The organism is Laspinema sp. D2d, from assembly GCF_025370755.1.
Lineage (GTDB): Bacteria > Cyanobacteriota > Cyanobacteriia > Cyanobacteriales > Laspinemataceae > Laspinema.
Window position 1 is genome coordinate 238,977 of record NZ_JAMXFC010000004.1, and the last position, 18,891, is coordinate 257,867.

19 protein-coding genes and 1 pseudogene are annotated in these 18,891 nt (G+C 48.4%); 14 read left to right on the forward strand and 6 right to left on the reverse strand.

Annotated elements, in window-relative coordinates; all coding sequences use genetic code 11:
- Nucleotides 1-217 precede the first annotated feature (217 nt).
- From NG796_RS04585 to NG796_RS04615, 7 genes are all read left to right on the forward strand, one after another.
- Nucleotides 218-1,375 carry a citrate synthase gene (locus NG796_RS04585; RefSeq protein WP_261204734.1) on the forward strand — a complete coding sequence of 386 codons (1,158 nt, stop codon included), beginning with the start codon at nucleotides 218-220 and terminating at the stop codon, nucleotides 1,373-1,375.
- A gap of 134 nt (nucleotides 1,376-1,509) precedes the next feature.
- Nucleotides 1,510-1,746 carry a hypothetical protein gene (locus tag NG796_RS04590; protein ID WP_261204735.1) on the forward strand — a complete coding sequence of 79 codons (237 nt, stop codon included), beginning with the start codon at nucleotides 1,510-1,512 and terminating at the stop codon, nucleotides 1,744-1,746.
- Between the two features lie 27 nt (nucleotides 1,747-1,773).
- Nucleotides 1,774-2,892 (forward strand): NADH-quinone oxidoreductase subunit NuoH, encoded by a 1,119-nt coding sequence (nuoH, locus tag NG796_RS04595; RefSeq protein ID WP_261204736.1) that lies wholly within the window; start codon nucleotides 1,774-1,776, stop codon nucleotides 2,890-2,892.
- A gap of 108 nt (nucleotides 2,893-3,000) precedes the next feature.
- Nucleotides 3,001-3,603 (forward strand): NAD(P)H-quinone oxidoreductase subunit I, encoded by a 603-nt coding sequence (gene ndhI, locus NG796_RS04600; protein ID WP_261204737.1) that lies wholly within the window; start codon nucleotides 3,001-3,003, stop codon nucleotides 3,601-3,603.
- A 123-nt stretch (nucleotides 3,604-3,726) separates the two neighbouring features.
- The gene (locus NG796_RS04605) at nucleotides 3,727-4,353 is read left to right on the forward strand and encodes an NADH-quinone oxidoreductase subunit J (protein WP_261204738.1); all 627 of its coding nucleotides are present in this window, start codon (nucleotides 3,727-3,729) and stop codon (nucleotides 4,351-4,353) included.
- Nucleotides 4,354-4,463: 110 nt separating this feature from the next.
- On the forward strand, nucleotides 4,464-4,769 hold the full coding sequence (gene nuoK / locus NG796_RS04610) for an NADH-quinone oxidoreductase subunit NuoK (protein WP_198017903.1): 306 nt from the start codon (nucleotides 4,464-4,466) through the stop codon (nucleotides 4,767-4,769).
- 254 nt (nucleotides 4,770-5,023) lie between these two features.
- Entirely contained in the window at nucleotides 5,024-5,944 is a 921-nt protein-coding gene (locus tag NG796_RS04615; RefSeq protein WP_261204739.1) for an NAD(+) kinase, read from the forward strand.
- On the opposite strand, the gene NG796_RS04620 is transcribed toward NG796_RS04615, so the two are convergent.
- Nucleotides 5,941-6,105 (reverse strand): hypothetical protein, encoded by a 165-nt coding sequence (locus NG796_RS04620; RefSeq protein ID WP_261204740.1) that lies wholly within the window; start codon nucleotides 6,103-6,105, stop codon nucleotides 5,941-5,943. The genes NG796_RS04615 and NG796_RS04620 overlap by 4 nt on opposite strands.
- Nucleotides 6,106-6,309: 204 nt before the next feature.
- Nucleotides 6,310-6,501, reverse strand: a complete 192-nt coding sequence (locus NG796_RS04625) for a hypothetical protein (RefSeq protein ID WP_261204741.1) — start codon at nucleotides 6,499-6,501, stop codon at nucleotides 6,310-6,312.
- A gap of 352 nt (nucleotides 6,502-6,853) precedes the next feature.
- Between NG796_RS04625 and NG796_RS04630 the strand changes: the two genes are divergently transcribed.
- Complete coding sequence (locus NG796_RS04630; protein WP_261204742.1) at nucleotides 6,854-7,024, forward strand: hypothetical protein; 171 nt, start codon at nucleotides 6,854-6,856, stop codon at nucleotides 7,022-7,024.
- A gap of 497 nt (nucleotides 7,025-7,521) precedes the next feature.
- On the forward strand, nucleotides 7,522-8,103 hold the full coding sequence (locus NG796_RS04635; RefSeq protein ID WP_261204743.1) for a slr1658 superfamily regulator: 582 nt from the start codon (nucleotides 7,522-7,524) through the stop codon (nucleotides 8,101-8,103).
- 172 nt (nucleotides 8,104-8,275) lie between these two features.
- On the opposite strand, the gene NG796_RS04640 is transcribed toward NG796_RS04635, so the two are convergent.
- Together NG796_RS04640 and psb27 are read right to left on the reverse strand one after the other, a co-directional pair.
- On the reverse strand, nucleotides 8,276-9,832 hold the full coding sequence (locus NG796_RS04640; RefSeq protein ID WP_261204744.1) for a hypothetical protein: 1,557 nt from the start codon (nucleotides 9,830-9,832) through the stop codon (nucleotides 8,276-8,278).
- 276 nt (nucleotides 9,833-10,108) lie between these two features.
- Nucleotides 10,109-10,513 (reverse strand): photosystem II protein Psb27, encoded by a 405-nt coding sequence (gene psb27, locus NG796_RS04645; protein WP_261204745.1) that lies wholly within the window; start codon nucleotides 10,511-10,513, stop codon nucleotides 10,109-10,111.
- 628 nt (nucleotides 10,514-11,141) lie between these two features.
- Here psb27 and gpmI point away from each other — a divergent pair.
- The 4 genes from gpmI (at nucleotide 11,142) to NG796_RS04665 (ending at nucleotide 15,509) form a co-directional block, all read left to right on the forward strand.
- The gene (gene gpmI / locus NG796_RS04650; RefSeq protein WP_261204755.1) at nucleotides 11,142-12,740 is read left to right on the forward strand and encodes a 2,3-bisphosphoglycerate-independent phosphoglycerate mutase; all 1,599 of its coding nucleotides are present in this window, start codon (nucleotides 11,142-11,144) and stop codon (nucleotides 12,738-12,740) included.
- 130 nt (nucleotides 12,741-12,870) lie between these two features.
- Entirely contained in the window at nucleotides 12,871-13,104 is a 234-nt protein-coding gene (gene secG, locus NG796_RS04655) for a preprotein translocase subunit SecG (protein ID WP_261199903.1), read from the forward strand.
- Nucleotides 13,105-13,549: 445 nt separating this feature from the next.
- Complete coding sequence (locus tag NG796_RS04660; RefSeq protein WP_261204746.1) at nucleotides 13,550-14,920, forward strand: MATE family efflux transporter; 1,371 nt, start codon at nucleotides 13,550-13,552, stop codon at nucleotides 14,918-14,920.
- A gap of 118 nt (nucleotides 14,921-15,038) precedes the next feature.
- A complete protein-coding gene (locus NG796_RS04665; RefSeq protein WP_261204747.1) occupies nucleotides 15,039-15,509 on the forward strand; it encodes a tetratricopeptide repeat protein in 471 nt (156 codons plus the stop codon).
- A gap of 233 nt (nucleotides 15,510-15,742) precedes the next feature.
- On the opposite strand, the gene NG796_RS04670 is transcribed toward NG796_RS04665, so the two are convergent.
- On the reverse strand, nucleotides 15,743-15,943 hold the full coding sequence (locus NG796_RS04670; RefSeq protein WP_261204748.1) for a hypothetical protein: 201 nt from the start codon (nucleotides 15,941-15,943) through the stop codon (nucleotides 15,743-15,745).
- A gap of 551 nt (nucleotides 15,944-16,494) precedes the next feature.
- On the opposite strand from NG796_RS04670, the gene NG796_RS04675 reads away from it, so the two are divergent.
- The gene (locus tag NG796_RS04675) at nucleotides 16,495-18,225 is read left to right on the forward strand and encodes a glycoside hydrolase family 10 protein (protein ID WP_261204749.1); all 1,731 of its coding nucleotides are present in this window, start codon (nucleotides 16,495-16,497) and stop codon (nucleotides 18,223-18,225) included.
- Between the two features lie 143 nt (nucleotides 18,226-18,368).
- On the opposite strand, the pseudogene NG796_RS04680 reads toward NG796_RS04675, so the two are convergent.
- A pseudogene (locus NG796_RS04680) lies at nucleotides 18,369-18,806 on the reverse strand (DUF3370 family protein); the annotation flags it as partial.
- Nucleotides 18,807-18,891 lie beyond the last annotated feature (85 nt).

Genomic DNA, 18,891 nt, shown 5'->3' on the forward strand with positions numbered 1-18,891 from the left:
CTAAATCAACAGTTCATAACGAATTATTTCCCACTCCCTCGGGCTTGATTTCTGCACTCAAAGGGCTGAAAATGCTGATATCAGAACCTTTTATCCTCTTAGGCCCTGATCATTTTCCGGGCTGGGCATCCTAAAGGATTTTTGGAAAAGCAGGAACAGTCCAAGCAGATCTGATAAGTTAGCTTGAAGAGATCTAATTACAGCGAAGGCTAAACCTATGACTGTCGCGGACGAACTAAAGACCGGTTTTGAATTTAAGCCCGGGTTAGAAGGCGTTCCGGTCACCCTATCCAGTATCAGTTTCGTGGATGGGAAGAAAGGAATTTTGGAATATCGCAATATTCCCATCGAAGAGCTGGCCCTCAAAAGCACCTTTCTGGAAACCTCCTATTTATTGATCTGGGGGGAACTCCCGACCCAGGATGAACTCGATGCATTTGAGAAGGAAATTCGCTATCACCGCCGCATTAAATATCGCATTCGGGACATGATGAAATGCTTTCCTGAAAGCGGTCACCCGATGGACGCCCTACAAGCCTCAGCTGCTGCCCTCGGCTTATTCTATTCCCGTCGGGCTTTGGACGATCCAGCCTATATTCGCGCTGCTGCGGTCCGGTTGTTGGCAAAAATTCCGACAATGGTGGCGGCATTCCAAATGATGCGGAAAGGGAATGACCCGATTCAACCTCGGGACGATTTGGACTATTCGGCCAACTTTCTACATATGCTGACCGAACAAGAGCCAGACCCCTTAGAGGCTCGCGTATTGGACATCTGCCTGACGCTTCATGCAGAACATACTATCAATGCTTCGACCTTTTCGGCCCGGGTGACGGCTTCCACCTTGACGGACCCCTACGCGGTGGTAGCCTCAGCGGTGGGAACTCTGGCAGGTCCTTTACATGGAGGGGCCAATGAAGAAGTGATTGATATGCTGGAGGCCATTGGCTCGGTTGAAAATGTCCGACCCTACATTGAAAATTGTCTGAAGACTAAATCTAAGATTATGGGGTTTGGTCACCGGGTCTACAAAGTTAAGGATCCCCGAGCGATTATCCTGCAAAATCTCGCTGAACAATTGTTTGAGAAGTTTGGCCGGGATAATTATTATGATATTGCTGTAGAGCTGGAGCGAGTGGTGGAGGAAAAACTCGCTTACAAAGGCATTTATGCCAATGTGGACTTTTACTCGGGTCTGGTTTATCGCAAGTTGGGGATTCCTACGGATTTGTTTACGCCGATCTTTGCGATTTCCCGGGTGGCGGGTTGGTTGGCTCACTGGAAAGAGCAACTGGGAGAAAACCGGATTTACCGTCCCACCCAAATTTATACGGGAACTCATAACGCGCCTTATATTCCGATCGCTGAACGTTAAGGCGATCGCGACGGCATAGCGCAACTCTAGGCTGGAGGGACCTCTACTCAAGGGTGGGGTCTGGGTCCTGATTTTTCCTTCTAGCCGCGATCGCCACCCTTGCCCTTAGATTCTCACAATCTGAGGGTTTTTTGTTGGGTAACTCTGCGCCCCAAATAACCAACCCCGTTCCCAGCCCTAAAGCCGGAATTCTTGCCAACCCGCAGCAGCATCAACCCGATCGCGATCGCTCCAATAGCGATCGCCCCTTGACCCTTTCCCTACCCTCCCCAGAAGGCCATCCTCTTCCTGAAAGACTGAAACTCAAGTCTCTCCCAGAGTTCTGGCGTCCATCGAGCGTTATACTGTTATTGCATTTAACCGAGTCGTAAGAAATCTTCACACTCTCAATAGGAAGCATGAACCCAGGTATAGACCTACAAGGAAGTTTTATAAAAGCGCTCGCAGATTTGGGCCTTCCAGCGGGAGCAGCCAAAGCCATCTGGATGCCAATTCCTATGGTACTCATGCTAGTTGTTGCCACAATTGGCGTGCTGGTAACCGTCTGGCTAGAGCGAAAAATTTCTGCTGCGGTCCAACAGCGCATCGGCCCAGAATACATCGGTCCTTTGGGGATTTTAGCTCCCGCCGCCGATGGTCTCAAACTCTTGTTCAAAGAGGATATCCTGCCCGCGAAAGCCGACCCCATCCTCTTTACCCTCGGGCCCGTCCTGGTGGTAGTCCCCGTGTTCGCATCCTTCCTGATCGTCCCCTTCGGACAAAATCTCATCATTAGCGATGTCGGGGTAGCCATCTTTTTATGGATTTCCCTTTCCAGCATTCAGCCGATCGGCTTGCTGATGGCAGGCTATGCCTCCAATAACAAATACTCTTTGATCGGTGGATTGCGCGCAGCAGCCCAGTCAATCAGTTATGAAATTCCCCTCGCCCTCAGTGTGCTGGCAGTGGTGATGATGTCCAACAGCCTCAGCACCCTCGACATTGTGGAACAGCAATCGAGCTATGGCATCCTCGGTTGGAACGTCTGGCGTCAACCCCTCGGCTTTATCATCTTCTGGATAGCCGCCCTGGCGGAATGCGAACGCTTACCCTTTGACCTCCCTGAAGCAGAAGAAGAAATCGTCGCCGGATATCAAACCGAATACTCGGGCATGAAATTCGCCCTGTTCTACTTAGGGTCCTACGTTAACCTCGTCCTCTCAGCACTCCTAATCGCCGTGTTATATCTGGGTGGCTGGGAATCTCCGATCCCCGTAGAACTACTGGGCCAGTGGCTGGGTGTCAGCGAAACCACCCCTTGGCTGCAAGTGATTACCGGAACCCTCGGTATCACCATGACCCTGCTCAAGGCTTACTTCTTTGTTTTCCTTGCCATTTTGATGCGGTGGACCTTACCCCGTGTGCGGATCGACCAACTCCTCGATTTAGGATGGAAATTTCTGTTGCCGGTTTCTCTGGTCAATCTGCTCTTAACTGCCGCCTTAAAGTTGGCCTTTCCCTTTGCCTTTGGTGGGTAAGCAAGGTTTTTTCGTTCAAAAACTGCCCAGTTATTGAGCGATCGCTTAATTTCATCTTGACTTCAGGTCACCACTCCCTATCACCTAGCAGTCATCGCCGAGAACACTATGCTCAAATTCCTCAACCAAGTTAGCAACTACGCCAAAGAAACCGTTCAAGCGGCCAAATATATCGGTCAAGGACTCTCCGTGACCTTTGACCATATGCGCCGTCGCCCAGTTACGGTGCAATATCCCTACGAAAAACTCATTCCTTCCGAACGGTATCGGGGTCGGATTCACTTTGAATTTGATAAGTGCATTTCCTGTGAAGTGTGCGTCCGCGTTTGTCCGATTAACCTACCTGTCGTCGATTGGGAATTCAACAAAGAAACCAAAAAGAAACAACTCAAACACTACAGTATTGACTTCGGCGTTTGTATCTTCTGCGCCAACTGTGTCGAATACTGTCCAACCAATTGTCTCTCCGCCACGGAAGAATACGAACTTTCCACTTACGATCGCCACGAATTGAATTTTGATAACGTGGCAATGGGACGCTTACCTTACAAGGTCACCGATGATCCAATGGTGACCCCCCTCAGAGAACTCGCCTATCTACCCAAAGGCGTGATCTCTCCCCATGATTTGCCCCCAAACTCTCGTCGTGCGGGTCTGCGTCCCGAAGAAATTCGAGAAAAAATGGAACAAGAACAATCCACAGAAAAATAGGGAAAATTTGTCACCGGATGGAATGGGCTGATTGAACTCAGAATGAAGGATAACCCCAACAAATGACCCTAGACAAATGACCCCCGACAAAGGAACAACGACAAAGAACAAAGGACAAATACAGTGAATTTAGCGGAAGGCGTTCAGATAGTTTCGTTTGGCCTGCTGGCCGTGATGATGATAGGAGCTGCCTTGGGTGTAGTGCTCCTGTCTCAGGTCGTTTATTCGGCCTTTTTATTAGGCGGCGTGTTTATCAGCATGGCCGGTTTGTATCTGTTGCTCAATGCTGATTTTGTAGCAGCGGCCCAAATTTTGATTTATGTCGGTGCCGTTAACGTTCTGATTTTGTTTGCCATCATGCTGGTCAACAAACAGGAGGATTTTACGAACCTTCCTAATTACTGGATCCGCCGGGGAGCAACCGCCCTCGTGGCTTTGGGATTATTTGCACTGTTGAGCACAATGGTTCTCTCAACTCCTTGGGCCATCACTCCAACTGCAGCAACCGCAGAAAATACCGTGGTGCAGATTGGTGAACATTTATTCAGCGATTTTTTACTGCCCTTTGAATTGGCTTCGGTCCTGTTGTTGATGGCAATGGTCGGCGCAATTATTTTGGCCCGTCGGGAGTTAATTCCGCCCGATCGAAAAGCTCAACTCGATTCAGCAGAACTGGATTTGAAGTTGCCGGAACGTCCCCGTGCACCCGTCCCGGCTCTCCGGGGAAATCGGGTCAAAACCCAAGAATGAAAAGGGTAAAAGGACATCAAACATTGTCAAGTTTTACCGAGTTAAGGGGTGAATTTCACCGCCCCTTAATCATTCAAAAGCTAGTAAGATACTGATGAGGATTAATGGAACTGCAACTCGAATACTTTTTAGTTTTGGCAGCCGCCTTGTTCTGCATTGGCATTTATGGCTTGATTACCAGTCGCAACGCCGTCCGGGTGTTGATGTCGATTGAGCTATTGTTAAATGCAGTGAATTTGAATTTAATCGCCTTTTCTAATTTCCTAGACTCCGCTACAATTAAGGGTCAGGTTTTTGGGGTGTTTGTAATTACTGTGGCGGCGGCGGAAGCGGCAGTAGGTTTGGCGATCGTCCTGGCTATCTATCGGAACCGGGATACGGTGGATATGGAGCAGTTCAATCTCCTGAAATGGTAAGAAGAGTCTGAGTCCCGAGGCTATGACTCTATTAAACCGGGTTTTTTAATAGAGACCCGGTTTCTAATTTTTGGGGGAGATGGTTCGGGGCGGCTATTCAGTTTGGGTAGAATCTGGCAAGTGGCATCCTAAGCAAGTATATTTTGAGAATATTTAAGGGACTTATCAGGTGACAATCAAGAACTCATAGGCTGACTGAATAAACTGATAAATGCCCACAACAGAACATAAAACGGTTAGGGGGTTAGTCTCAAGTGCAGCTTAAAAATGCAATTATTGCTCATAAAGCCGGAGATGACCTATCTCGGCGATGGGCCGATCGATGCGCTCGGGAGTTGGAAAATCGCGGGTGTCATGTTTTGGTTGGACCTAGTGGGTCTAAAGATAATCCCTATCCTGTTTTTTTGGCATCCTCAACGAGTCCAATTGATTTGGCTGTAGTGTTTGGGGGGGATGGGACGGCCCTAGCAGCGGCTCGACAACTGGCCCCGGAGGGAATTCCTATGTTGGCGGTCAATGTGGGGGGGCATCTGGGGTTTATTACCGAACACTTTGAGGAGTTTAAAGATACGGAACGAGTTTGGGATCGCTTGTTAGAGGACCGTTATGCGATTCAACGCCGGATGATGCTCCAAGGACGGGTTTATGAGGGGCATCATACGAATATGAAACCGGCGAGCGATCGCTTTTTGGCTTTAAATGAAATGTGTGTTAAACCCGCCGCAGCGGACCGGATGATCACCTCAATTCTGGAGATGGAAATTGATGGGGAGGTGGTGGATCAGTATCAGGGAGATGGTCTGATTGTAGCAACGCCTACGGGTTCAACCTGCTATACGGTTTCGGCAAATGGCCCGATTATGCATGATGGGATGGAGGCGATCGCCGTGACTCCGATTTGTCCCCTCAGTTTGTCCAGTCGTCCCATTGTGTTGCCCCCAGGAGCCGTGGTCAGTATTTGGCCTTTAGCAGACCCGGATCTGAGTACAAAGTTGTGGATGGATGGGGTCATGGCGACCTCAATTTGGCCGGGACATCGGGTCGATGTGCGGATGGCAGATTGTCGCGCTAAGTTTATTATTTTACAGGAAAATTATTCCTATTATCAGACTTTACGGGAAAAGTTACAATGGGCAGGGGCGAGAATTAAATATAATAATAATCACCGCCATTAAAAGAGGCCAAAAACCACAGGCGATCGCCTCAATATCCCGGTGAATGTAGGGGGTTTTAAAGAGGCGATCGCCTGTGGTTTTAAATACTTGCCACTCATTTTTTCAAAAGTTTGCACCGCCGGAAAATCTCTCCCAGAATCTTTAAAATGACTCTGGTTCATGACCTCGGCGGTTTCAACCGTTTTAATCCAGAATGTCCGATGGAACTTGCAACATTAAGGATGAAGAATAACCCGAAATTTCCCTCTAAGTGGGAGTCGCTGTGCCCAATTGATTGATTGTGCTTTTGACGCGCTTTTGCCGATTAAGAGGAGACCCCCCACTGGGGCGATCGCAGCCGGTGATTGTCCGTTCGGGGCCTCCTCTTAATTTTTCTGTTCCGAGGCGATCGCTAAGGATAAGGGTGAACAGACGAGTTCGGGGTGGCACCCGCTGGGGTCACTACAAACTGGAGGCACCTCATAATCACATAACGTTAAGGGTTGAGATTTAATTTGTACTGCCGCTATTAGGGTGGCAGATAAACCCATGATGCTAATCCAAAACAGCCGGTTCATAAACAGTTCACTCCATAGCAGATGACTGCCTGTTTATTCGGCTGCTGTAGAGCCATTTCCGAAGGAAGCGATCGTCTTAATTTCCAGAATCTACTCCGGCTGTCCTCACCCTGGATCCAAACTGGGCTGTGCCAACAAAACTGGATTCTGTATTTTAAGCTACAGCACCTCTTGGCAAGGGTAATTATATTAAATTGCTAACAGACTTAATAGAATTACATAGGCCAGTCGGTCTTTTTAGTAAAGGGATATAAAAGGCAATCCCGCCAGACTTCATTCTGGCGGGATTGTTGTTTTTTGCGGGGGAGTTAAATTCAGGAACCCAGTTTTTGCAAAAGTCCAGGATTCACAGATGCATTGTTCTGGACTCTCACAGAATTATTCCCTATTTTGTGTCAGTCAGGAACCCCTACATGGAGAAAGTAACTCGGCTGTAGCAAAATCTTCTCAAACCTATTCCTTACGGGGCAAAACACGAGCGATCGCTTATTTTCTAGCAAGCCCTCCGAGTCTGTTAATGTAGAACGACTCAGGGATCTTCTATACAAGACTTCTGGCAAAATCGAGCTGCCCTCTCTCTCGGTCAAAATGATTGAAAGTCTCTATAAATGATCCCCGGTAAGCCCAACCCCTGATCTTCAGAAAACGGTCACAACAACGGGTAGATTAATTTTCCAAATTTGGGAACTTTCCGGATATAAATTCTATCAATAATTGGCTTCTAACGGGGAATAATGTCAAACTCACAGGATTCAGCTCCCCTCAGCACGTAGATAATAGAATGTAGGGAATCAATATATCCTAAAATCTAAAGGGGAATCCGCCTGAACGAGAGGACCAAGGGAGATTTAAATCTCAGGGGTCCCAACAGACTGGAACCCACCCCTACACCGTTAGGGCAACCGATGAAGGATCGGCTCCCTTATAGGGGTAATTTAGAGTTGAGAGTTGTCGAGTAGCAATGGGTATTTTTTTTTACTATATTTTCCTATCCCCTCAATGAGTACAGACCCCCATACTATGATTGAGATATTCGGACATTTCATTCAAAATCCGCCTCTGGGCACCGAGTATTTAATTCTGGGATTCTCCCCGAGTTCGGCTTCTATTAAAAAGCGATGGCGAAATAATGGCTTATCAGCGGACTTTGTAGCCAATTATTTATCTACCTTTTTTGGAGACAATGGAGACCCCCAGAATCCTTGTCATAAAAAAGCGGAAAGCGCTCATAGCGTCAACTATATCGCCAATGAGTTATTAGAAAACGCGATGAAGTTTAGTGATTCCACCGTGCCGCATCCCACCACCCTTCAAATTCATTTATATGAAGATTCGATTATCTTAATGACCAATAATGGTATAAATGGAGAACAGAAGGCTGAGTTGCAGGCTTTCATTGAACAATTAAGTATCGGCGAACCTGAACAGTTATATCTGGAACAGTTAGAGAAGAATGCAGCGGCAGAGGACCCGACCAATTCAAGGTTAGGGTATTTAACGATTCTGAATGATTATCAAGGAAAAATTGGGTGGCAATTCGAGAGCTTTCCGGAAGAATCTAAAGGAATCTCTTTAACCACGATGGTGAAATTATTCTTATAGCTAAAAATTAGTCAGTAAAAGATTCGTAATTGGCCTTGGGGCGAGATGACCAAGGTAATTTCGATCCCAGAGAGAGACGGGATTTTACTTGACCCACTTAGAATCTAAAAACCCGGAGCGAAAAAGCCAGGTTTTTATGTTCTAAGGGGGTCAGGTGCGGATTGCGGGACACTTAGTTCAGTTGACAGAACTTGCGATCGCGATCGGATTCCGGTTCTTGCCACGAATAGGCAAAGTGACTAACAGAGTTAATCCGGGAAGAATAGCGCCGCAATGCATACATTTGGTCTTCTAAAGGCGGGCGATTCGTAACGGGAACGCCCCAATCTCCAGCTAAAGCCGGGATAACCTGGGTGCCTTCCGGAGCCATGCTTAAAACCCGCTCAATTTCTTCCATAATACAATCAGGTTTTTGGCAATTGGCATAAGCCATTGGATGCCATTCCATCTCCGGCGAAAAGCGATCCCAAGCTTGTAACCGAGAATCAAATCCTCCTTGACCAACGGGACGATTACCCCCGGGGAAAAATACCGCACCCGAAGGGATCCCTTGAGGTTGAACTTGCTCCACTGCCAGATTCACAAAATCAATAATTCCTTGCACGGCATGAGCGACACTGAGATACCAGAGTTGCCATTGCAGGAGGGGCAGACGTTCCCCAGGGGTTCCCATTGTTTTAGAACCCGGGGGGTTTGTGCGACCTTGCCACATGGGTTCTGCCTCATCAGGATAGAGGGCATCGACAGCAGCAATATCGTTCACAGTAATGAATCCTTGGGTAACGTAGCGCCGGATTAATTCCTGACCTTTTCGATTGAGCCCTCGTTGCAATAGGGTTTGCTGGGATGCTTCACTGTAAATCCAGAGGTCTGAGGGTTTGGTGACGACAGAAGCAGGGCCGACACCGCGTAGATAGCGGACGTAATCGAATAACATTCCGTCCGGTTTGCGCTTGAGGACTTCTGCCAGCAACCAGGAGTAGTCCCGACGAGCTTGAGGACTGTAAGGGTCGATAAACCCGTGATTAGCATGACTTTCCCCGACCTCTTCATGCAAGCTGGGGTCCTGCATGGCGGTGAGGGTATTCTGCCCTTGCCCGTTCCGGGCGAGTGCGCCTTGGCGGTCCGGGAGTTGGGCGTAGCTATAGCCAAAGTTCATAGTGAACAACCAAGCATAAGCCTTGAGCCCGCGTTCTTGGGCTTTTTGGATACTGTCGGCTAAAAGGTCAGCATTTTCATAGCCCGGGATCCGAACGACGGAAGGCCAAGGGGTGTTGTTTTCTGCCTGGGGTAGGAGGACTTGGCCGTCATAAAAGGCTTCGATATAGACTTGGTTGTAACCTTTGTTAACGACTCGATCGAGGAGGGCATCTAAGGCACCGGGTTGAAGATCGCAGGGATACAGACGTAACCAGAGGGCTTGATTTTGGGGCCAAGTTTGCTGGCGACATTCCTGTAAGCGTTCAGCTTCTTTGACCAGAAAGGCTTGATAGCGATCGCGAGCAGCCTGATCACCTTCCAGGGTGGCTTGCCGCAGTTGTTCTTTTTCGGCGATATCTGCTGGAGAAGCCAAACAGGACCCTTGAACTTGGGAGAGGGCCGGTTGGACCCAGAATGTGGGACTCACGATCGCGGTTAGAACCGTTGCCAGTAAACCGCGATAAAAATGCTGCCAGTCAAGCGTCATCGCTGTTTTAGGTTTAAAAATTTTTTGGAGACGATTAGACATCAGGTACCCGTACAGAATCCACGCAGAAGTTTCTCAGCACTGTTCAGTTCTATCTTAGTTTTTCAGCATGATTGCCAGCCTTTGATTAGATTTGGGTTGGCAACGATCTCTAATCACCAAGGGTTTCATGTCATCCCCTTACCCCTCAACTGGGGGGTTCATAGATTGACTCATCTTTTTGGGCGAGGGCAATGTTGCGATCGCCCAAATAAAGACCCGTACAAGAGGAGTTAATTGTAAACAAAGCAACCCCATCCCGGATGGGAATTTGCTCGATTAAGTTCCTCGACTCAGAGCCGATTCTACTTGTTTGAACTCTTGTTCAAGACGGTCTTTCAACTTTTTGGGGACCGGACGGTTAGGATAGGAATTATAATGTCCTGCTAATCCATTCAATGCGGTTTGCATCGTGGTAAATGAAGCCAGCTTCGCCACAGACTCATCCCGACGATAGCGGGCAAAAAATTCGTTGATTCTTAGACGGGCGTCGGCCTGGGCCGAGGATTTCTCCGGGGAATCCTCCGGTAGTTCGATCGCCGTTCTCATACTATTAACCAATGAGAGGGTATCTTGGCGATAATCGCCAGTGAGCAGTCCATTACCCGAACAGCCCACCAAGGCGATCGCGACGACCAAGACTAGGGCCAGGAGGCGGGACCAATATTGTTTTAGGGGGATCATACAAACCAATCGTGTTATCAAAATTAACGTCTATCGTATCTTGAATTGAGGAGTGGCGATCCCATCAAGGATTGGAATTTTTTGGGGCATTCATCAACTCAACCTCAGTCAAATGGCTCCACCCCGGATGCGATCGCCAGCCAGAACAGTCCCTCAATTCTTCTGGCTTCCTCCTTCTGAACCGTAAGCGGTTGAGAAAGGTGTCCTCGATTGTAACAGATTGTTAAGAACAGTTTTCAACGGACTCCCGATCAGCTAGGGATGACAATTCAGAGCCGATGGCGACGAAAATGCCCTGAGCACCCTAGCAAAACTTACCCTACAGATTAAGCGTTACAATAGAACCTTATACTGAATGTGGCTCACCCCAATCCACCAGACATTACCAGAGTTCCAATCAATGGGTGATCTGCGATCGCGGAATTTTTAGTACCCTGGGGTATAGGGGAATAGAAAATACCTGTAGAGTCGAAGGGACAAGGATGCCGGTAACGGAATCGAGTCAACCGGCTATCAAGCAGGAACTCCAGATCAGAAATCTGGGGAATCTCCCTCTCCATTGCGTGGCAGTGGGAAGGAGAGAAGTCAAATGATTAAACAGAAATCACGAATCAAAGGGTCAATGAATATGGCACAAGAGCCTGTTTCTCCAGTGGTGCTAGTAATTTTAGATGGTTGGGGAGTCAGCGAATTAACCACAGGAAATGCTATTGCTGCTGCCAAAACACCCGTGATGGACAGCCTTCGGGCCGCCTATCCGAATACAACCATTCGCACATCCGGGAAAGCAGTAGGACTGCCGGAAGGTCAAATGGGCAATTCTGAAGTCGGTCACATGAATATCGGTGCCGGTCGAATTGTCAAACAAGAACTCCTGCGGATCACCGATGCGGTGGAAGATGGCTCCATCCTGCATAACCCGGCACTGGTTAAAGTTTGCCAAGACATTAAAGAAAGCGGCGGAAAACTCCACCTCATGGGGCTTTGCTCCGAGGGAGGAGTGCATTCCCACCAAAATCATTTAATTGGACTACTCAGCCTCGCTAAAGCCCAAGGGCTGACCAACGTTTGTATTCACGCCATCACCGATGGCCGGGATACCTCTCCCAGAGATGGAGCAGAAGCCCTGGGAAAAATCGAAGCCGCAGCCCAGGAAATCGGCGTGGGTCGCATCGTGACCCTCAGTGGTCGATATTATGCAATGGATCGCGATAACCGCTGGAATCGGGTAGAAATGGCCTATAAAGTCATGACCACCGATGGACCCGGTGACGGTCGTTCGGTCATCGAACACTTAAAAGAGTCTTACACCCAGGACCTCACCGATGAATTTGTCCTGCCGGTTCGGATTGCACCAGGAGCCGTAGAATCGGGAGATGGGGTGATCTTCTTTAACTTCCGGCCCGATCGCTCCAGACAACTGACCAGCGCCTTTGTAGACCCGAATTTTCAAGGATTTGAGCGGGAGAAAATTGAATCCCTCTCCTTTGCCACCTTTACCCAATACGATTCAGAACTGCCCGTGTTGGTGGCTTTTGAACCCCAAAACCTCAGCAATATTTTCGGCGAAGTCGTCTCCAATCACGGTTTGCGGCAGTTGAGAGCAGCAGAAACGGAAAAGTATGCTCATGTCACCTATTTCTTTAACGGCGGTTTAGAGGAACCTTTTGAGGGCGAGGACCGGGAATTAGTCCAGTCGCCGATGGTGGCAACCTACGACAAGGCCCCGGAAATGTCTGCGGAGGCTGTCACCGATGTGGTGGTTGCTGCGGTGAAAAAACGGATTTACTCCCTGGTGGTGGTGAACTATGCTAACCCGGATATGGTGGGTCATACGGGAAATATTGAGGCTACTATTACCGCCATTGAAACCGTAGACCGCTGTTTGGGGCGCTTGCTGGATGCGATCGGGCGAGCTGGCGGCACTACTTTAATCATCGCCGATCATGGCAATGCCGAATATATGATCGATGAAGAAGGCAACCCCTGGACTGCTCACACCACCAATCCAGTCCCCTTAATTCTCGTCGAAGGCGAAGGGCGGAAAATTCCCGGACATGGCACTGAAGTCAAACTAAGAACGGATGCCTGTTTAGCCGATATTGCTCCCACTCTGCTGGAAATTTTACAACTGCCTCAACCCGAGGAAATGACGGGACGTTCTGCTATTGAATCTCCCGTTTTTAACCTACAGTCCTCACTCGAACCCCTGCGAATTCCGGTCTAGGAAGCTCAGGGTCTGACATGGAGGTTTGTTCAAAGTCATTTTTTAATGGGAAATTGACAAATGACCTTGAACAAATCAGAGTAAATTAAAGAAGCACTCAATTTCACTGATTTAGCCAGGTATCGCTGTCATGAATATCTCAACGCTCGTCGAACTCATTTGGTTATTTTCTGCCATCAGTTTAATTATTTTAGTCCTACTCCACAGCCCAAAAGGAGATGGAATTGGCGGGATTGGAGGACAAGCTCAACTGTTTACCAGCGCTAAAAGTGCAGAAACAACCCTTAATCGGATCACTTGGGCATTGACGATTATTTTTATGGGCCTAACGGTGATTTTAAGTGCCGGATGGCTTGCTCCTTAAACCGCGATCGCCCCTTGAACAATTCACTCCAATTTAACCCGGTTTCCCCTCAGAAGCCGGGTAATTTTTCACGGATTTTCTATCGCTTCTGATAGCTCTGTAAAAACCCGCACCCTGAAGGGTGGGGCTATACGGACAAAGCCCGCGCAGGGGGGCTATAGAGCGAAAACGAACTTTTTTTAACCGGATTTTATATAGGATTTATCAATCTAGTGCGGTCCAGTTTTCGGGTCAAAGTCCCCCTTGACAAGGGGGATTTAGGGGGATCGTTCAGAGTTCAGGCGATCGCAAACCGCTATATCCCGACTATAGTCATGCTCTTTCCGAGTTTATAGTAATAACTTAAGTCTTTATTTTCCAGCGTTTGTAGTAACAACTTTATTGTTTATAAACCCTAATTTTTAATAACAACATCTTTCACCTGTTGTTACTCCTCATGTCATCCATGAAATTGTTAAAACCGAGTCTAGGCAATGCTCAAACTGTAACAGAACCGATCGCCATTGGACGTGCTGTGCTGCAATTAGCCACCCCGGCGATCGCCCAACTGCTTCTCCAAGCCTTGGTGTTTCTCGCCGATCGCGCTATGTTGGGTCACTATAGCAGCATCGCCTTAGCCTCGATGCGAATTAGTGGACCCTTGCATTGGTGTCTCTATAGCACCCTTTCCGCCTTCTCCGTAGGCACGATCGCCCTCGTGGGACGTGCTGTGGGTGCCCAAAATAAATCCCTCAGTACCGCCACCCTGCGCGCCAGTCTAATGCTGGCATTAGGGACGGGACTGGCGATCGCCCTCGGTAGCACTGTCGGTTTAAATCCCTTATTGGCATATCTTCCCTTCGGAACCCCGGAAGTCCAACAAGCTGCCTACGATTACCTCCGGATTATCTTGCTGGGAATGCCTCTGCAATTGCTCTCCATTGTTGCAGCAGCAGCATTGCAAGCTTCAGGGAATACTCAAATCCCCTTGTTTGTGGGACTGGTTGCCAATGCGGTGAATATTCTCCTCAATTACTGCCTGATTTTTGGCAATTGGGGTGCACTCAACCTGGGAATAGCCGGTGCAGCGATCGCCAGTGTGACAGCAATGGCAATTAATACGGTGATTTTAGGGATAATTTTGTATCGGGGGACTCCGCGCTTAACCTTACGCGATCGCGGGGGGGAACTCCAAGCCTTGCGCCGATTATTCCGCGTTTCAGTACCCACGTTCAATGAACGCCTGTTTCGGAGTTTAGGCTATCTGGGGTTTAGTGCAGCGATCGCCACCTTGGGAACAGAAGCAATGGCAGCTTATGAGATTACCTTGGGAATTGAGGAAATTTGCTACTACATTGCCGAAGGATTTGGCATTGCCACAGCGGCGATCGTTGCCCAACAATTAGGAGCAAATCGACCGGATCAAGCCACCAGTAGCAGCATTATTGCCACCGGATTAGCGGTTTGCTGTTTGAGTCTGGGTAGCCTGTTATTTTTGGGAATTCCCGAGGTATTGTTGGGGATTTTTTCCAAAGATACGGAGATTATTGCGGCGGCGGTGCCTTGTTTATATATAGCGGCAGTGGCGCAACCGTTTATGGCAATGAGTATGGCGATCGAGCAAGCACTACGGGGTGCTGGAAATACGAAAACCGCTTTTTATGTCTCGGCGATCGGATGGTTTGGGGTGCGATTATTTGCCACCTATATTTTTGCGTTTGTGTTGAATTGGGGATTAGTAGGGGTGTGGATCGGTTCTACCTGTGATTGGATGATCCGGGCGTTGATCTTGGCGATCGTGTTTTGGCGCGGTAATTGGCGTGAGGTTATAGTCTAGGGAAAGCATCCGGGCGATCGCCGCGATCGATTTCTGGCAGTCAAAGGAGGTAACCCGAGGCGGCATAATAGAAATGAGCCTCTGCTCGTCCACCTTCAGTGCTTTGAGCGCAGCTTTTATGGATAGATCCTCGATAGAACCGTTACTGGAAGACCTGAAAAACCCAACGGAGAAAGTCCGCGATCGCGCCACTCAAGAGCTTTGGCGAATCTGGTTCCATCAAAAAGGCGTCTATGGGTTGGACTTTCTCCAGCGTGCTCAAGTGCTGCTGGATCGGGGTAATTTGAAAGAGGCAGAGGCGGTTCTCACGGAACTGATTCAAGATCAGCCGGATTTTGCCGAAGCTTGGAATCGACGGGCGGTTCTGTATTACAGTATGGGGGACTATTACAAAGCCATAGAGGATTGCCGGGTGGCGATCGAACTCAATCCGGTTCATTTTGGCGCGCTACATGGACTGGGATTATGTTATGCCACCCTAGGAAAGTACCGCGACGCGATTCAGGCATTCCAACAAGCCCTCGCTATTCAGCCTTTTGCTTTAATTAATCAACGCTTAATCCTAGAATGTACAGCCCGATTGAGCTAGGGTCATGAGTCATCCGTCCTGGGCCGCTTTAATCTTGACCTCAAAAAAAAACTACACGATTTGCGTGTAGTTAGAACCCAAATATCTCACTAAATTGTTAATTTAACAAGGGATTTAAAGTTGAATTGATGAGTGAATTTAATGTTTGAATCGAGAGATAAAGACGGTCAGTGTTTAAATTTTGAGTCGCTTTTAGAAAGTATCCGAGAAGGAACGGGAAAAGACTAGGGAGATTACTCGGTGACTTTAATCCATCCCCGGCGCACGGCGTGCAGCAGACGGTCGATCGCCGCATAGTCTTCACAATTGAGGGTATTTTCTAAAAGGGCAGCCATTAAACCTTCCCGTTCGGTGATGGTAAGGAAACCGGCGTTCCAGGCTTGACCGAAGACTTCAGCAATCAGAGAGGTGGAGTAAAGGGTGGGTACTTGCATAGGGAGGTGTGGTTGAACTCTACCCTTTTAATATCTCCTGAAACTCAAGCTTTTACAGCGATCGCAAGGGTGGGTAACTCGTGATACTTATCAAAACGCGGGGTGATTTCAAGCCTCGGGTAATAGAGGAGCGGATCAGCTTATAGCTGTGATATGCATCACCGGAAACCGGAAAGCAGCCCCCTGACGAGGCCCAGTCATCCTCCCCTAGAGGCTAAACAGTGGGAAAGGGTTTAAATTTTCAAGGGAGTCAATTCCAGGAAAAGATCTGGATAAACCCACTGCCCCGTTGTATTGCTAATCCAGACGAGAAGGCTACGGAACCTGGAAAATTGAGATTGCCACAGAAAATCACTAGATTTTATGGGCGATCGCCTTAGCAGCCACTGGGGAACGATAAGCAAAGCCTGGAACTGCTGCAAAGTCGGTTCGGTCAGCATCTCGAAGCCCTCCAAATTTAGAGTAGAACCCGGGATGATGGAATTCCCAATCTACGCTAACGTTATTAAGATTGTTGATGCAACGCGGGGTATCCAACGGGATAGATAAAGATGAAATTGATGCGCTTAGTATTCCGAATTTTCCAGCAAAGACAACCGAAGCGCCGCATGGGTGCAGGCCAGTTATCAAACGACCTGTGGTCCCTATATCGGCGCATCGTGCGTACTTTTTTCACGGGAAATCCACTCAAAATCCAGTTTGTAGTCTGGGGTTGTTTACTCTTGTTATTGCTCAACGTTCCGCCGGGGACCGCGCAGTATCCGCGCCCGGTGATGCCGCCTGCGGTTGCGCCCCCCACTGCAGTCCCTGCACCCATCAACAACCCTGGAGTTGAGCGGAACTCCCCTGAAATGACCCAACTCCAATTTCCACTCCAAGGCGATGATCGGGTTCAAAAACTCGTCAGCATCGGCCATCAGCACGAATTTCGAGGGGTCTGGGTAGCCTCGGTGGCTAACATTGATTGGCCCTCGGCTAGTAATCTTTCCGTAGACGAGCAAAAAGCGGAATTGGTGAAGATCCTGGACCAGATGCAATCTTTAAATTTGAATGCCCTGGTCCTCCAAATTCGCCCCAATGGAGATGCTTTTTATGCGTCGCAAATTGAACCTTGGAGTGGATGGCTGACGGGAACTCAGGGACAAGCGCCCCAACCTTTTTATGACCCCCTAGAGTTTGCGATCGCTGAAAGTCATAAGCGCAATATCGAGCTTCATGCTTGGTTTAACCCCTACCGCGCTAAAATGCCGGGGGAAAAATATGGCCTGAGTTCCAACCACATGGCCTCCATGTATCCCCAATATGCCTATCAATATGGGGATTTACTCTGGATGGACCCCGGAGCTAAAGAAGTCCAAGACCGGGCTTATGATGTGATTATGGATGTGGTCCGTCGTTATGATGTCGATGGCATTCATATTGATGACTATTTCTACCCCTATCCCCAAGAAGGGGTGCGCTTCCCTGATAACGCCACTTATGCTGCCTATCAAAACAGTGGCGGAACTCTTGCACTCGCGGATTGGCGCAGAAAAAACGTCAACGATGCGATCGAACGGATTTGGAATGGGATTAAAACTGAAAAACCCTACGTTAAATTTGGGATTAGTCCCTTTGGCATTTATCGTCCGGGAAAAGTCCAGGGAATTGTTGGGTTTGACCAATATGATGGACTTTATGCCGACGTTAAAAAATGGCTAGATGAAGGGTGGCTGGATTATCTAGCGCCTCAACTCTATTGGCGGATTGACCCACCGCAACAAAGCTATCCGGTTTTATTAAACTGGTGGAGTCAAAATAATCCCCTGCGTCGTCATATTTATGCCGGAAATTATCTGAGCAAACTCGATGGCAATGGTTGGCCGATTTCTGAGTTTGAAAGACAGGTAGAAATTTCTCGCCAAGCAGTGGATCAACTATCCCTGGGTAATATTTTCTTTAGCATGAAAGTGTTTAAGGAAAATTGGCTGGGAATCAATGAGCGTTTTAGAGCAGCCGTCTATCCGTCTCAGGCGCTGCCTCCGACGATGCCTTGGTTAGATGCAATTCCTCCAGCAGCGCCAACAGGTGTCCGTGCCAATGATAATGCGATCGCCTGGGATGCGGCTAATAATGATGTTCGCTACTGGACGGTTTATCGTCAAAATGGCAATCAATGGCAATTGGTCAAAGTTCTGAATTCCGGTGCCAATTCCATCACCGGATTGCAACCCGGAAGCTATGCCGTTTGTAGCGTAGACCGCATGGCGAATGAAAGCCCCGGTGTTGTCGTTTCTCTATAACTTTAAATCGGATTAAATTAGCCTCCCATCCTCAGAGATGGAGCTATCAAAAAAAGGCCCCCTTGTAGGGGCTTTTTTTATTGTTCGTAGTGACGACTTCTGTCGTTTCTTCTATCCCGCCGTAAAATTATGCAGTAAAATTTTTATAATGTTTTGACCGTCAAGACTTGAGGCGGGACTGAATCCGGAGGATAGAGGAAATCTACCTGAACCGATCGCACCTCATTCGGGGCTAAATTTAAGGTAACTAAGGGGTCGAGAATTTGTCCTCGACGATGCCATAAATGCAGGTAACGGGTGATAGCTTCTCCATTATCATCAGTATATCGTAAGCGGACTGTTGAGCGGAAAAAAGGATAATCCCAAGGGGGTTGACGAAAGATTAATCCGCCTTTAGATAAGCGTTCTTCTTTCATTGGAGTTTCGAGAGTAACTGCCACTTGTTGCGGGCGATCGCTCTCGTTTCGCAGGGGTAAAGTTAAATCATAATGTACCCCATAATTCGCATGGGATTCATAGGCTGTATCCGGATAGCGAACTAACAATTTTGCCGCTTGACTTTGACCTGTTCCTAATGTACCAGCCCGTAAGGGATAGAGTCGAGGGGAATGTTACCATTCCACCCCTCTCTTCCGAAACCGTGCGTGCGATTTTCACCGCACACGG

Coding starts and splice junctions, on each gene's coding strand:
- NG796_RS04675 (WP_261204749.1), top strand. CDS start 16,495: ATGAAATTGATGCGCTTAGTATTCCGAATTTTCCAGCAAAGACAACCG.
- NG796_RS04665 (WP_261204747.1), top strand. CDS start 15,039: ATGGATAGATCCTCGATAGAACCGTTACTGGAAGACCTGAAAAACCCA.
- NG796_RS04640 (WP_261204744.1), bottom strand. CDS start 9,832: ATGTCTAATCGTCTCCAAAAAATTTTTAAACCTAAAACAGCGATGACG.
- gpmI (WP_261204755.1), top strand. CDS start 11,142: ATGGCACAAGAGCCTGTTTCTCCAGTGGTGCTAGTAATTTTAGATGGT.
- NG796_RS04670 (WP_261204748.1), bottom strand. CDS start 15,943: ATGCAAGTACCCACCCTTTACTCCACCTCTCTGATTGCTGAAGTCTTC.
- NG796_RS04585 (WP_261204734.1), top strand. CDS start 218: ATGACTGTCGCGGACGAACTAAAGACCGGTTTTGAATTTAAGCCCGGG.
- psb27 (WP_261204745.1), bottom strand. CDS start 10,513: ATGATCCCCCTAAAACAATATTGGTCCCGCCTCCTGGCCCTAGTCTTG.
- NG796_RS04630 (WP_261204742.1), top strand. CDS start 6,854: ATGCATTGTTCTGGACTCTCACAGAATTATTCCCTATTTTGTGTCAGT.
- ndhI (WP_261204737.1), top strand. CDS start 3,001: ATGCTCAAATTCCTCAACCAAGTTAGCAACTACGCCAAAGAAACCGTT.
- NG796_RS04620 (WP_261204740.1), bottom strand. CDS start 6,105: ATGAACCAGAGTCATTTTAAAGATTCTGGGAGAGATTTTCCGGCGGTG.
- NG796_RS04660 (WP_261204746.1), top strand. CDS start 13,550: ATGAAATTGTTAAAACCGAGTCTAGGCAATGCTCAAACTGTAACAGAA.
- NG796_RS04625 (WP_261204741.1), bottom strand. CDS start 6,501: ATGAACCGGCTGTTTTGGATTAGCATCATGGGTTTATCTGCCACCCTA.
- nuoH (WP_261204736.1), top strand. CDS start 1,774: ATGAACCCAGGTATAGACCTACAAGGAAGTTTTATAAAAGCGCTCGCA.
- NG796_RS04635 (WP_261204743.1), top strand. CDS start 7,522: ATGATTGAGATATTCGGACATTTCATTCAAAATCCGCCTCTGGGCACC.
- secG (WP_261199903.1), top strand. CDS start 12,871: ATGAATATCTCAACGCTCGTCGAACTCATTTGGTTATTTTCTGCCATC.